This window comes from Stenotrophomonas maltophilia group sp. Smal17 (assembly GCF_030237045.1).
In the GTDB taxonomy this organism is placed as follows: domain Bacteria; phylum Pseudomonadota; class Gammaproteobacteria; order Xanthomonadales; family Xanthomonadaceae; genus Stenotrophomonas; species Stenotrophomonas forensis.
Window position 1 is genome coordinate 67,308 of record NZ_JASJSU010000002.1, and the last position, 13,400, is coordinate 80,707.

The 13,400-nt window shown below is 66.5% G+C and carries 8 protein-coding genes and 1 pseudogene; 2 read left to right on the top strand and 7 right to left on the bottom strand.

What is annotated here, in order from left to right; genetic code table 11:
* Positions 1-160 precede the first annotated feature (160 nt).
* Both QRO93_RS01575 and QRO93_RS01580 read left to right on the top strand, forming a co-directional pair.
* Positions 161-1,114, top strand: a complete 954-nt coding sequence (locus QRO93_RS01575; protein ID WP_180878405.1) for a lipase family protein — start codon at positions 161-163, stop codon at positions 1,112-1,114.
* A gap of 117 nt (positions 1,115-1,231) precedes the next feature.
* A pseudogene (locus QRO93_RS01580) lies at positions 1,232-1,453 on the top strand (hypothetical protein); the annotation flags it as partial.
* 93 nt (positions 1,454-1,546) lie between these two features.
* Here the strand turns inward: QRO93_RS01580 and QRO93_RS01585 are convergent.
* The 7 genes from QRO93_RS01585 to QRO93_RS01615 form a co-directional block, all read right to left on the bottom strand.
* On the bottom strand, positions 1,547-3,028 hold the full coding sequence (locus QRO93_RS01585; RefSeq protein ID WP_180878406.1) for an OprO/OprP family phosphate-selective porin: 1,482 nt from the start codon (positions 3,026-3,028) through the stop codon (positions 1,547-1,549).
* A gap of 32 nt (positions 3,029-3,060) precedes the next feature.
* On the bottom strand, positions 3,061-4,101 hold the full coding sequence (locus tag QRO93_RS01590; RefSeq protein WP_180878407.1) for an alpha/beta hydrolase: 1,041 nt from the start codon (positions 4,099-4,101) through the stop codon (positions 3,061-3,063).
* Between the two features lie 280 nt (positions 4,102-4,381).
* A complete protein-coding gene (locus QRO93_RS01595) occupies positions 4,382-7,030 on the bottom strand; it encodes an excinuclease ABC subunit UvrA (RefSeq protein WP_180878408.1) in 2,649 nt (882 codons plus the stop codon).
* Between the two features lie 108 nt (positions 7,031-7,138).
* Positions 7,139-9,022, bottom strand: a complete 1,884-nt coding sequence (locus QRO93_RS01600) for a PepSY-associated TM helix domain-containing protein (protein ID WP_180878409.1) — start codon at positions 9,020-9,022, stop codon at positions 7,139-7,141.
* Positions 9,023-9,068: 46 nt separating this feature from the next.
* Positions 9,069-11,525, bottom strand: a complete 2,457-nt coding sequence (locus QRO93_RS01605) for a TonB-dependent siderophore receptor (RefSeq protein WP_285303921.1) — start codon at positions 11,523-11,525, stop codon at positions 9,069-9,071.
* A 108-nt stretch (positions 11,526-11,633) separates the two neighbouring features.
* Positions 11,634-12,671 (bottom strand): FecR domain-containing protein, encoded by a 1,038-nt coding sequence (locus QRO93_RS01610; protein WP_180878411.1) that lies wholly within the window; start codon positions 12,669-12,671, stop codon positions 11,634-11,636.
* Positions 12,668-13,354: an RNA polymerase sigma factor gene (locus QRO93_RS01615; RefSeq protein ID WP_180878412.1), complete on the bottom strand. Its 687-nt coding sequence runs from the start codon at positions 13,352-13,354 to the stop codon at positions 12,668-12,670. Before QRO93_RS01615 ends, QRO93_RS01610 begins: the two co-directional genes overlap by 4 nt.
* Positions 13,355-13,400: the final 46 nt, after the last annotated feature.

The window sequence follows — 13,400 nt, forward strand, 5'->3', positions numbered from 1 at the left end:
GATGGGCGGTCCAGATCTCCTCCTGCTTCTACGCGCTGACGGTTGCGGGGTAATATTCCATCGCCCGCTACCGTTGTGGTTGATGTGGGCTTCCGCTAGCGCGGCGCTTGAACAGTAAAAATTCTCTCTGCGCCATTGAATGATTCAATCGGGAGCTGCGATGTGTGCACTCAGTGAGGTCAGTGCCCTGCTATCAAGACTACAGGGTCAAGTTCGAGTTGAGGATCCAGTCGTACGCTACCTGGGCGCGCTCTTTGCCGAACTCGCGTACTACCACGTTCCGGAAGCGGAGCTCGATGACAGGAAGCGCGCCCTTCTGATCCCTTGCGAGAGTTACCAGGATCTGGTGCAGTCGGGAAGCCGACCGAACGTGCTGAAGTTGGTCAACCAAGTAGAAATCCCCGAGTCGGATACGTTCATCGTGACCAGCCCCGGGGTCATCGTAGTCGGAGTGCGCGTTCATCGAACGCTGTTCTTGGGCTTTCGCGGCACACAATTTCTGTTCGATTGGTCAATCAACCTGCGCTCATCCAGGGTAAGTCTATCTCGATGGGCCGGGCGGAGTGATCGGTTTCATGAAGGCTTTGCGATGGAAGCCATCTGGATATCCCAACAGATTGATGGGAAGCTCTTCGAAATGGGGAGAGGTTCGTTTGACAATGTCGTCTTTAGTGGTCACTCGCTAGGTGGTGCTGTCGCCGCTATCAGCGCTTTGATCCTTAAATGGCCAAGATCGGCGGTCTGTCTCATGGGAGCGCCGCGGTACTGCAATCTGTCTGCGCTTGCTTCAGGCTATCGGCAACTGCCGATGCAGGTTCGTCGTGCTGGCGATGGAGTGCCTACCGTACCGCCAAAGTTTCTCGGCTACGCGGACCATCTCCGGCAGATCAGTACCGACGGCAGCGCATATTCAGAACCAGATCACTTTAGTGGTTTGTTTGGCGGTTTCGTTCGTTGGGCGGCTTTTCTCGTGTCTGGGGCCAAGTCTCATAGCGTGGAAAGCTATCGCAAGGAAATGGGACGCGCGGCAGGTGCGGCTAAGGCTGAGTCGGATCTGACGTGGCACCCACGACTAACCAATGCTCATGTGAGGAAGTCGAAGTCAGCTCCTTGATTTCTTTCTGGGCCTTCACGCGGTGGTTCTCTACTTGTAAACCGCCGCGCCGGGATGATTGCACACCGGATTTCGAGCCTTGCACCGCCCGCGACCTTTATCGGTGGCGGCTTCTGCCTGCCCGCAAGCAGCGCCGCCACGACCAAGCGCTACTCCCCTGCCCCGCAACCGATCCTGGAAGTGCCCGCGAACGGCCCCGCTCTGGACCGGAACGCCCGCACTGCCCTGCTGCGCAGCATCGGGTCGGGCGCCACCTCCGATGGCCAACCTTGGCCAGAGCGCCACCTGATGTCCGGCCGACGCATCGCCCTGGCTGACACCCACTGCTCGCTGGCCGGTTTCCTCGCCTGGCGCAGGTACGCGATGTGGCATGCGTTAGTCGAGCATGGATCGACTCTACAGATGCGCTGGATGCACCAGCGCCACCCCGGGTCAGAACGAAACCTGCGCTCGCACGCCCACGGTATTGCCGGAGTCAGGCCCCTGGGCGTTGCCAACCTTGTTGTCGGTCTTCCAGTGAACGTAGTTCAGCATCAGGCGCGACCAGTTGTTGAGGTACCAGTTCACCCCGAGCGTCCATGCCGTGCCCTCGCCGCCCCGGGCCGCATCGAGAAAGTCGTAGCGGTCATAGCGCGCGGCCAGCTCGAAGGCGCCAACGCCACCCTCCTGTACCGGACGCAATACGCGCGTGGTACCCCAGACCCCAGAGCGGCTGCTGAATCCGGGGCGCTCGCCGGTGACCAGCCAGCCTGCGTAGACCGATGTTGCCCGCTGGTCGACCGAGTCGACCGTGCGTGACTCGATGGTGCGGGTGGTGTGTTCGGCGAAGGCCCAGACCGGGCCGTACACTCCGCCCATCTCAAGCCCCCAGGCGCGGTTGTCGGTGACGTTGGCGATGGAGCTGGCCGACACGCGCACGTTGCCGTTCCAGCCCAGCGCGATCGGAGAGGTCTTGTTGATGCTGCCGACATCCTGGCCGAGATCCTCGTACCAGTACCAGCCTCCCAGATGCACGAAGCCTGCCTGGCCACGCAATGGGTTCCAGTGCGCGCGCAGCAGATACGCAATGGTGTCGCTGGCCGTGCTGTCATTGCCGATATCGTCACCGGTCACCGCCACGCTGGCGTGCCAGCCATCACCGATCACCTTGGTGGTGACGCCCAGCCCGTAGTACCCGCTCTGCTGGGCACCGACCGACGCCACCGCATTGCGCTGCATGAAAGGTGTATTGACGCCGCTGGTGCCACCATCGATCCCACGGTCCTTGAGCTTGTTGCCCACGTAGATTTCCGTTGGCAGGCCACCCAGCCGCGTGTCCCAGGACAGATAGGTATCCTTCAGCGAGACATCGTTGCCCGCAAAGTCCGCATCGATCTTGTAGCCCAGTGGTCCCATCCGACCTTCGGCACCGAGGCGGCCGCTGGCCAGGTCGGTGCCGGTGATGTTGCGTGCGTCGAATGCGGAACCGTGGGTACTGCTGAAATCGACCATCACCCGGCCGCGGGGGTGGAAGGTGAACTGGCCATCACTGCTGCGGAACTCAGGTCCACCCTTGCGCCAGCGCAGATTGCCGTCACCGCCTCCCCCGGTTGCGGCGAGCTGTGCCACCTGCGCCTGCAGAATGGCCATGTCGTCCTGGCGGGTGTCAGCGATGGCCGCAGCCACCTGTGCATCGAGGCCCGCATCGCTGCCGGGTGCCACGCTGGTACTTTGAGAGGCCCCCTCCAGTGCAGCCAGTCGTGCGCTCAGCTGCTCCAGCAGGGATGCCTGATCGCGCAGTTGCTTTGCCTGCAGCTGCACCTGCGCACGCAATCCGGCTTCGGTATCGCCAGCCGCGGCCAGCACAGAGGGGGAAGCCAGCAACAGGCAGCCGCCGGCAGCCGCGCCAAGCGCGGCACGCTTCAGTGAATTCATGCAGTTCTCCCGAATGAAATACAGTGTGCGGCTCAGTCGCCCGCGCCATCATCGTCCAGCGAGCGCGGTGGCTGAGCAGCGGCGGCGGGTATCGCGCTGGCATCGTGCGGCGGCAGCCGCGCAGGCGGCGGCCCGAGGTAGCCGTGGCTGCGTGCCCAGTTGGCGAAAAGCCGCGGCCACTGCGCCACCAATGTCCCGGGCTTGCCCAACCCCCAGCTGTGGCCTCCGGCTTCGAACAGATGCAGCTCCACCGGAATGCCTGCCGCATGCGTGGCCTGGTACATCGCCACGCTGTGGCCGACATCCACGGTGCGATCGTCCACGGCCTGGGCCAGGAACACCGGCGGCATGTCCTTGCGGACGTGTTGTTCGACCGAATAGGCCTGCTGTGCGTCGTTCTGGCTGGCCAGTTCCCGCTTCGACCGGGTGTGGTCCAGCGGCGGGCGCATTGAAACGACCGGATAGATCATGCCAAGGAAGTCGGGGCGCGCTGACAGCTGGTCGGCTGCATCCACCGACGGATACAACGGGGCATCGAAGCGCGTGGCGACGATACCGGCCAGATTGCCGCCGGCGGAAAAGCCCAATGCGCCGATGCGCTCCGGATCGACCCCCAGGCTTGCGGCCTGCGCGCGCAGCAGCCGCATGGCGCGCTGGCCATCCTGGAAGGGCGAAACCGGCGCCCACCCATCGGCAGGCAGCCGGTAGTACACCACGGCGGCCGTGACGCCCAGCGATTGCAGCCACTGCGCCGTCGGCTTGGCGGCGCTGCCAATCTGGATGCGGAAGTAGCCGCCACCGCCGAAAATCACCACGGCTGTTCCGTTCGGTTTCAGCGGTCGGTAGATCTCCATGCGCGCGTTACTGATTCCCGAGACCGCGCCCTTCGCGCTGCCTTCGGCGCCGACCCGTTCCGGGCCACGCGCGCGTTGCTGCCAGTGGTCCTGCGGCCACAGCGGAATCACCTCGGGTGCCGATGCAGGCGGCGCTGCCGGCACCGCACCGGCAAGCAAGGGATTCAGCAGGAACAGAAGCACCGCCAACCCACGCAGCTTCCCCACATGCAGACTCATGTCACGCCCTCCCGTCGGCCTTTACGGGGCGAAGTGTGCGTCGAGTCGTGCTGGCGTCCTATAGCCGGATGGGACTAGCTGGGCCGTGCTTTTCTGTGTGCGCTGCAACATCAAAGTGGATGCTTCTGGCTGGAGCGTCACCAGAGGATTCGCCATTACACGCTTCGCCAGGCGTTCTTGTTTTCCCGCCCCTCCCCGCTCCAGCAACCGGCTTTGCTGCAGGAGGCGCTGCTTCCATGGGAAGCGACTGGCTCGAGGGTCAGCCGAGCATGGCTCGGCTCTACAGAAGAGCCAGCTCGCGCGCAAGGAATGGCGCCGTTCTGCTGCCCTTGGCCCGCGCCACCTGCTGCGGTGTTCCCTTCGCCACGATGGTGCCCCCTGCCCCGCCAGCGCCGGGGCCTACATCAATCACCCAGTCCGCCTGCGCGACCGCGCGCATGTCGTGCTCGATCATCACCACGGTATTGCCGGCGTCCACCAGCCGCTGCAGCTGCACCAGCAGCCGGTCCGCGTCGGAGGCATGCAGGCCGGTGGTGGGTTCGTCCAGCACGTACAGCGTGCGCCCGCGCTGGCTGCGCTGCAGCTCGGTGGCCAGCTTGATGCGCTGGGCCTCGCCGCCTGAAAGCTCGGTGGCCGGCTGGCCCAGCCTCAGGTAGCCCAGGCCGATTTCCTGCAGCAACTGCAGTGGGCGGGCAATGGCATCCTCTTCGCTGAAGAACGCACGCGCCTGGTCCACCGTCATCTGCAGCACTTCGGCGATGTTGCGGTCATTCCACTGCACCTTCAGCGTGGCTTCGTTGTAGCGGGCGCCATGGCAGGTCGGGCATGGCGCATAGACGCTGGGCATGAACAGCAGTTCGACACTGACAAACCCTTCGCCTTCGCAGGTTTCGCATCGGCCCTTGGCCACGTTGAACGAGAAACGACCGGCGTCGAAACGGCGGCGGCGCGCGGCCGGTGTTGCGGCGAACAGCTTGCGCACGTGATCGAACAGGCCGGTATAGGTAGCCAGATTGGAGCGTGGTGTGCGCCCGATCGGCTTCTGGTCGACCTGCACGACGCGTTGGATGGCATCTACATCGCCGGCCAACCGGCCTCGCGTTGCTTCGATCACGCTGGGCCCGTCGGTGGGCTCGGCGTCCGCGCCCTCGTCCATCGGCTCGTGCCCCAGGTGCGCCAGCATCAACTCCGGCAGCGCCTGTGCCATCAGGCTGGACTTGCCCGAGCCGGAAATGCCGGTGACGGCGGTCAGCAACCCCAGTGGCACCTGTGCGTCCACGCCCTGCAGGTTGTGCCGATGGATGCCTTGCAGCTCCAGCCAGTTGCCGGCGCTGCGCTGGCGGCTGGCGGGCGCAGGCACCTGGTCGAAAAGATATCGCGCCGTGCGCGAGTCCTGGACGCGGCGCAGGCCATCCGGCTCGCCACTGTAGAGAACGCGCCCGCCGTGCTCTCCCGCCTCCGGGCCCACATCCACCAGCCACTGCGCGCGGCGCATCAGTTCCAGGTCGTGTTCAACCACGAACACCGAGTTGCCGCCGTCGCGCAGCCGGTCCAGCGCGTCGTACAGCGCCTGGCTGTCGGCAGGATGCAGGCCGGCCGAGGGCTCGTCGAGCACGTACAGCACGCCGAACAGCAACGAGCTGAGCTGCGTGGCCAGCCGCAGGCGCTGCAGTTCGCCGGCCGACAGCGTGGGCGTGGCGCGATCCAGCGAGAGATAGCCCAGGCCCAGTTCACGCAGCTGGCGTACCCGCGCCATCACCCCGCCTGCCAGCCGCTGGGCTGCAAGGCGTTTCTCTTCGGACAGGGCCGAGGTCAGCCGCACGTCGGGGGCGCCGGTGTGCGTCGCTTGGCCACTCGCGGCCCGACGCGCGCGATCCCGGGGTGTCGCACTCCTGCGGGTGCGAGCGCCCTTGCTGTGCGCGCTGAAATCACCTTGCGCCACCGGCTCCAGCAGCTCCGCCAGCTGGTCCAGTGGCAGCCGCATGAACTCACCGATATCCACGCCGGCAAAGGTGACCGACAGCGCCTCCGGCTTCAGGCGCTTTCCGTGGCAGGCCGGGCACAGCTTGCCTTCCATGTAGCGCGAAACGCGTTTGCGCATCAGCGCGCTCTGGGTGTTGGCAAAGGTGTGCAGCACGTAGCGGCGCGCGCCGGTATAGGTGCCCATGTAGCTGGGTTCGAGCTTGCGCTTGCGCGCGGCGCGGGTCTCTGCAGGGGTGAACCCGGCGTAGACCGGCACGCTGGGCGTTTCCTCGGTGAACAGTATCCAGTCGCGGTCCTTTTTCGGCAGCTTCTTCCACGGCACGTCGATGTCGTAGCCCAGCGTGACCAGGATGTCGCGCAGGTTCTGGCCATGCCAGGCCGGCGGCCAGGACGCGATGGCGCGCTCACGGATCGTCAGCGACGGGTCCGGCACCATCAGCGCTTCGGTCACTTCGTAGACATGCCCCAGGCCGTGGCAGGTGCTGCAGGCGCCCTGCGGCATGTTGGGCGAGAAGTCTTCGGCGTACAGCATGGGCTGATGGGCCGGGTAGGCCCCGGCGCGCGAGAACATCATGCGCACCAGGCTGGACAGCGTGGTCACGCTGCCCACCGATGAACGCGCATTGCTGGCACCGCGTTGCTGCTGCAGGGCCACTGCCGGCGGCAGGCCGTCGATGGCATCCACATCGGGCACGCCCACCTGGTCGATCAGGCGCCGTGCATACGGCGCCACCGACTCGAAGTAGCGCCGCTGCGCTTCGGCGAACACGGTTCCGAAGGCCAGCGATGACTTGCCCGAACCCGAGACCCCGGAGAACACCACCAGTGCATTGCGCGGGATGGAAACATCGACATTCTTGAGGTTGTGCTCGCGCGCGCCGCGCACCTCGACGCAACCGCTGGCGGCGGCAGCGCATGACGACTCGCCAAAGGGGGTGTTGGACATCGTTACGATCCTGCAGGCAGTGAGCGGCGCGCTTCAGGGCGCGCCCAGGGATGCATTTTCGCTGCTGCGGGGTGAATGTGGGTGATGGGCGAGCCGTGCCCCCTGCCCTCACCCCGGCCGCAGCATCACCACCAACACAGCCATCAGGGCGCTGCCTGCTGCCACGACCCGCCACACCTTCCCCACGCTACGGGCGCTGAAGATGCCCACTGCAACGGCGATCAACAGCACGAACCCCAGCAGCGAACTGGTCAGGACCGAAACGGACGTGCGTACATTCACCAGCGAGGGCAGCAACAGCGCCAGTGCCGTGGCGGTAAGCGCGGTGAACACGTAGCCCCCCACCGAGGCAGCCAGCACCCGGCTCGCTACCTGCCAGCGATGGGCCGCGCCCTGCCCGGGTGCGGGCTTGGCACTGCGCGCGGCCTCGTGCGTCTGTGGCCAGCGGCGCTGCAGCATCAGGGCCATTCTTGCCAGCACCAGCCCGAAGGCCAGTGCGACCAGCTCCACGCCGGCCTGCTGCCATGCGCCCCGCTGCAGGTACATCAGCAGCCCCTGCCCGGTGGTTGCCAGATTCACCAGCGGCAGTGCCAGGCACAGCGCGGCGGCCAGCCACAACTGCTCGATCCAGGCCAGGCGCGGTGGACGCCACAGTGCATGCAGCACCGAGGCCGCGCAGGTTAAAAGGAAAATGCGTATCTCCCACGCGCTGCGATCGCTCATTTCCAGTGGCAGCAACCGATTGCCGTGCAGGTAGACGATGCTTGCCAGTGCCACCCCGGCCAGCGATGCCACGTTGAACGCCTCCACGCAACGGTAGATGCCTGCCGTGGCGGCGCCGAACTCGTGCTCGCTGCGCTTGCGCCGCTTGATGGAGAACAGCAGCGTGCCGATGGCGATCATTGCCGTGCCCAGCAGGCCGCTGATGAAGTACAGCCACTTCATCGGCCAGCCACCGAAATCGGCCTTGTGCAGGGCTTCGATGGTTTCGTGTACCTGCACGGCACCCAGTTGCTGCGGATGCGCTGCATGCTGCTGCAGGAGCCTGCCGCTGGCCGCATCGAAGGTCACCCGGCTGGCCTCGCTCAACAGGCGCTTGCCGGTGTTCCCCGCTGTCTTGCGGCCCTCCACTTCCACCACGCTGTGCACGGTGCCGGGCGCCTGGATCATCACCAGTGCCGGCGGCTGACCGCTGATGGCCTGCGCCCGCGCAAGCAGGTCCGGCAGGTTCGGCAGCTGCGCGCCCGCAACCAGGATGCCGGCCGGGACAGGTCGCGCAGGTGCCAGTTCGGCTTCATAGCGCGCATAGGCGTCATCGGCATCGCCATAGGCGGCCTGCACGGGCCACGGCAGATAGCTGCTGTAGAAGAAGGTCAGCCCGGTGTAGCCGATCATGAACAGGAACGGCAGGGTCAGAACGGCACTCAGGTTGTGCGCATCCAGCCAGCTGCGCTGCCCCTTGCCCGGGCGGAAGGTGAAGAAGTCCTTGAAGATGCGCTTGTGCACCACCACACCGGACACCAGCGCCAGCAGCATGCAGGCGGTGATCCAGCCGACCAGCCAGTAGCCGGCCATGCCGCCGTGCAGGGTGTAATGGAAGGACATGAAGTGGCGCCCGCCTTCGGTTTCCCGAAGGCGAGGTGGAGGGTGTGGCATGCCGGTGCCGGCCTCTACCCAGCGTTCGTGCGCGCTGCCGCCGTCATCCTCCCATGAGAGCTGCAGCGGCCAGCCGTGCTGGGCAGGCCATCGGATCTGCCATGCCCGGGCATCGGCGGCGTTTGCAGCCAGCCATTGCTGCGCTCGCGCCGCCTGCGTTCCCGTGTCCACCGTCGGTGCGGAGGCCGGCACCGGGCCGGCCTCCATCCATCGCGTGATCGGCTCGCGGAACACGCTGAGCGTGCCGGTGAGGAAGATCGCGCACAACAGCCAGCCGCAGGTGAGGCCGCACCAGGTGTGCAGCCACGACATGCTTTGCCGGAAGCCCGCCTTCATGCCGTCCCCGTGACGGGCATGCCCTTGTCTCGCCGGTTGCGGAGGATCACAGCGCGCCGCGCAGCGTCAGCATCACGTTGCGGGGTTCGCCAAAGAAGTTGCCGCGGCGGATCTGGCTGATCATCGCGTAATAGCGCGTGTCGAACAGGTTGGCCACGTTGACGCCCACGCTCCAGCGCGGATTGATCCGGTAGCCGGCACGCAGGTCCCACACCGCGCGTCCCGCTGCGCCCATGCGCCAGTCCGGGTCGTCGTAGGCCGGATAGGAATAACTGCTCTGTGCCGATACACCACCGCCCACGGAGAACGCGTTCCACTTGCCGGGCAGCTGGTAGGACGTGGACAGGCGCAGCAGGTGGCGGGGCGTTTCGGCGCTGATGGTGGCGCCCTCATCGTCGCGGCTGGTGACGTGGGTATAGCCCGCCATCATCTGCCAGCCGGGTGCCAGTTCGCCGCTGGCTTCCAGTTCAAAGCCCTTGCTGCGCAGCTTTCCACCATTGCGGTAGCAACCGGACGAGGCCAGCGAGCCGGGGCAGCTGCCCGGGTCGGAGGCGTCCACCACGGCGTTGCCGGTCTTGCGGATGGAAAACACCGCAGCGGAGACGTTCAGGCGCCCATCGTTCAGTTCGCCCTTCACGCCCAGCTCGTAGTTGGCGCCGATGGCGGGATCGAGCACCGCACCGGATGAGGTGACGTAGGAACTCTGCGGCTGGAAGGTATCGGCGTAGCTGGCGTAGACCGACCACTGCGGGCCCAGGTCGTAGACGAGGCCGGCGTACGGGGTGAATTCGTGCTTCTGTTCGTAGTCGCGGCTCTTGGCGCCGGTGAAGCCATCGTTGGACTGGTACTTCACCCAGCTCAGCCGGCCACCCAGCGTGAGGTGCAGCGGTTCTGCCAGCTGCAGGCGCAGGTTGCTGTACAGGCCGCTTTGTTGCGCACGCGCGTTTTCCGACCAGTCCCACGCGGGTTGCAGTGGCTGTGCAATGGCGCTGTGGTCCGGTGCGTAGACATCGATCGGCACGTCGATGGCCAGGTCCGCCGAGCTTTGGCGGGTGCGCTGGCGCGACCACATCGCCCCCAGCAGCAGCTGATGGCTGCGCCCGAAGGCGTCGAAACTGCCGGCGGTGTGCAGGTCGATACCATCGCTGCGCACGCGCGATCGGTTGAAATAGATGTCATAGAAGCGGGAACCGACGCCGGTGGCCCGGTCCACCCCGCCCACCGGAACCGCGACGCGCTGGTCCAGGTCCGACTCGGTGCGGTTCACCGACAGGCGCGCCTTCCAGCGCTCGTTGATGCGGTGCTCCGCTTCCGCGAAGGCTTCGTCAACGGAGCCTTCCTGGCGGTTCCAGTCCTGGATGAGCGAGGTGGAGCGCTTGATGTCCAGCGCCCCGCCATCGGTGTAGCGCGGCAGGCCGAACAGCCAGTAGCCGTCGGTGTCACTGGCCTGATGTCGCAGGCCGAAGGTGAGCGTGGTGTCCTGGCCCAGGTCGGCATCGATCACGCCGTAGGCCACCGGCGTCTTCGATGAGGTGCCGCGCTGGAAGTAGTGGCGGTCCTGGTAGGCGGCGACGAGTCGGCCGCGCACGCTGCCGGCGGCATTGAGCGGGCCGCCACCGTCGACCTCGAGGCGATAGTTGTCCCACGAGCCCAGCGTGGCCGCCAGATCGAGATGGGCCTGGTCGCGCGGGCGCTTGCGCACCATGTTGATCGCTCCGCTGGGGTCGGCCGCGCCGAGCATCATGCCGCCGGCACCGCGCAGCACTTCAACCCGCTCCAGCACGGCGGTGTCGATCGGCAGCCAGCCCACCGGGGCATAGACAATGCCGGCCACGCCATCGACCAGATAGTTGCTGTCGTCCACGGTGAAGCTGCGGATCGAGAACTTGTGGTTGCCGAAGTTGCGAGCGGTCTTGGTCACGCCCGTGGTCTGTGCCAGTGCCTCGTCCAGCGTGGTGAGGTTGCGGTCGTCCAGCTGCTGGCGGGTGATCACGCTGACCGATTGCGGGGTCTGGCGGATGCTCTGCCCCAGCTTGCCCAGGCTCAGCTCACGTGTCGTGTAGGAGCCATCGCCTGGGCCGTTGGCGGTCACGTTCACCGTCTGCAGGGTGGTCTGGGCATCCTTGCTGCGCGCAGGTGATGCTGCGTCCTGCGCCAGCGTGAACACGCCGGGGCGGGTCGCGTTGACACGCACCCCACTGCCCTCCAGCAGGCGCGCCAGTGCTTCCTGCGGCGTGTAGCTGCCTGTCACGGCCGGCGCGCGACGGCCGGCCACCGCCGATTCACTGAACAACACCTGCTGCCGCGACTGTTCGGAGAAGCGGCGCAGCGCTGTGTCCAGCGGTTGGGCCGGAATATTGAACGGCATGCGCTGTGCCGGCTGCGCCTGCGCGATGGCCGGCGCAGCCAGTGCGCTGGAAATGCACACGGCCAGCAGCGGCAGCCGCGTGGCCTGTACCCCGGTAGAGAACGCGCGGGCGACAAGCGCGCGCTTGATCTTCATGTACCCCATTACCGCTCCATCATGCTTGGCCACCACTGGCCTCACTGGGGTAAACGGAAAACAGCGATGGGGTGGGAACCCGTGCTGGAACAATTTCTTCCTGCGGCGTCAGCGCGTGACAGGCCGCTCGTCGATGCGATAGCCGCCCTGCGCCGTGCGGGTGACCCGTACAGGCAACAGATCCGGCAGCGCCTCCACGAAGCTGGCCGGGGCGTCGATGGCGGCATAGCCGGAAACCGGCAGGAATCTCAGCCCCGGCTGGCCCAGCGTGACCGGGTGGCCCAGATACTGCGCGACTTCCTGCGCCACTTCGTCCAGCGGGGTGCGCCGGAACACCAGGCGCCCGTTGCGCCAACCGCCGATGCTGTCTGCACTGGCAGAGATGGGACGATACGTGGCTGTGGCAGTGGTAACGGCCAGGCCCTGTTCGGCGTACAGGCTGACCGGCGCGGTGCCTTCGGTGCGGTCCGGCTGTACCCGCACGTGCCCATGCAGCACCTTGACCAGCACTTCGCCCGGCCCGTTACGCACGTTGAAGGCGGTGCCGACCACGGTCACCCGGCTGCGCTGGGCATCGACGGTGAAGGGCCGCTCGGCCGCCGGGGCGACCTCGAAGAACGCCTCGCCCTGGCTGAGCACTACTTCGCGGCGAGAGCGATAGAAATGCACGGCCAGCGTGCTGCGCGCGTTGAGCGAAATCCGTGAGCCGTCGGGCAGTTGCAGATCACGGATCTCGCCAGCGGCGGTGCTCACGTCCTGTACGTAGCTGGGCGTGGTGTACCACCCATAGCCGACGCAACCCAGGGCCAGGAGCGCCACCGCCGCAGCGGTCGCCACGCGAGGAAGGCGTCGCGACCGCGCGCGGCGCGTCAGGCCGTCCGGTCGCAGGGCGGCAGGTGCCGCTGGCGCACGCGCGGCCTGAGTGTCCGAAGCCAATGCGGGGCGCGGCAGCTGGCCGAGGTCGTGCCAGGTCGTGGCCACGTCGGTGAACGCCTGCTGGTGCGCTTCGCTTTCGGCGAGCCAGTGCTGCAGGGCCGCCTCGTCCTCCGGGCGCCAGTCCACATCCTGCCGTCGCAGCAGCCACGTGGCCGCCGCCTCGTGCAGGGCAAGCGGGTCAGAACCTGCGGCAGAAGGGAGATCGGTCATCGGCAGGGAAGATCGGCATCAATGGCAGGCGCCAACTCCTCGCCTGCCCCGCTGGACCGATGCAGTTCCTGCATCTGTTCCAGCGACGCATAGCGTACCCGCACTTGGCAGTAAGCAACCGCGCGCGACAGGTGCTTGACCACCATGCGCCGGGAGATCTGCATGCGGGCGGCCACCTCTTCCTGGGTCAGGCCATCGAAGCGGCAGAGCACGAAGGCTTCGCGTTGGCGCTCGGGCAGTTCGGCCATCGCATCTGCCAGACGTTGCAGGCGCTGGCGCTGTGCGGTGAGCTGCAACGGGCACTGTGATTCATCGCTGGCCATCGGATGGCCGGCATCCTCCGCATCTGCCAGGGGCACGGTCTGCACGCGGCGGCCTGCGCTGCGCTCGCGGTATTCATCGGCCACGGTGTTCATTACCGTCCGGCGAAGGTAGGCGCCCTGCTGGTCGCTGGACGCCAGCGAAGGATTTGCCGCAATCCATTTGACTGCACCGTCGTGCAGGGCGTCCTCAGCGTCTCCGCCTCTGACACGCGCAAGGCCGCGGAGGATGGGCGCCCGCCAACGGGCATAGGCTTTGGCCAGCAGGTTCCCGCCCGTGGATGAGCCGCTCTCGGCCAGGCCGGCCTCTGCTGATGCGCTGTGGTTCGCAGCCCCGCCCGTGCCCCGGCCTAGCGCGGACACGGCGCCCTCAGGACATATGCCTGCGGTCTGCACAGGTAGGGCGGGA

Excerpts from the sequence above, each read along its gene's own strand:
- QRO93_RS01575 (WP_180878405.1), top strand. The coding sequence starts at position 161 with ATGTGTGCACTCAGTGAGGTCAGTGCCCTGCTATCAAGACTACAGGGT.
- QRO93_RS01585 (WP_180878406.1), bottom strand. The coding sequence starts at position 3,028 with ATGAATTCACTGAAGCGTGCCGCGCTTGGCGCGGCTGCCGGCGGCTGC.
- QRO93_RS01590 (WP_180878407.1), bottom strand. The coding sequence starts at position 4,101 with ATGAGTCTGCATGTGGGGAAGCTGCGTGGGTTGGCGGTGCTTCTGTTC.
- QRO93_RS01595 (WP_180878408.1), bottom strand. The coding sequence starts at position 7,030 with ATGTCCAACACCCCCTTTGGCGAGTCGTCATGCGCTGCCGCCGCCAGC.
- QRO93_RS01600 (WP_180878409.1), bottom strand. The coding sequence starts at position 9,022 with ATGAAGGCGGGCTTCCGGCAAAGCATGTCGTGGCTGCACACCTGGTGC.
- QRO93_RS01605 (WP_285303921.1), bottom strand. The coding sequence starts at position 11,525 with ATGAAGATCAAGCGCGCGCTTGTCGCCCGCGCGTTCTCTACCGGGGTA.
- QRO93_RS01610 (WP_180878411.1), bottom strand. The coding sequence starts at position 12,671 with ATGACCGATCTCCCTTCTGCCGCAGGTTCTGACCCGCTTGCCCTGCAC.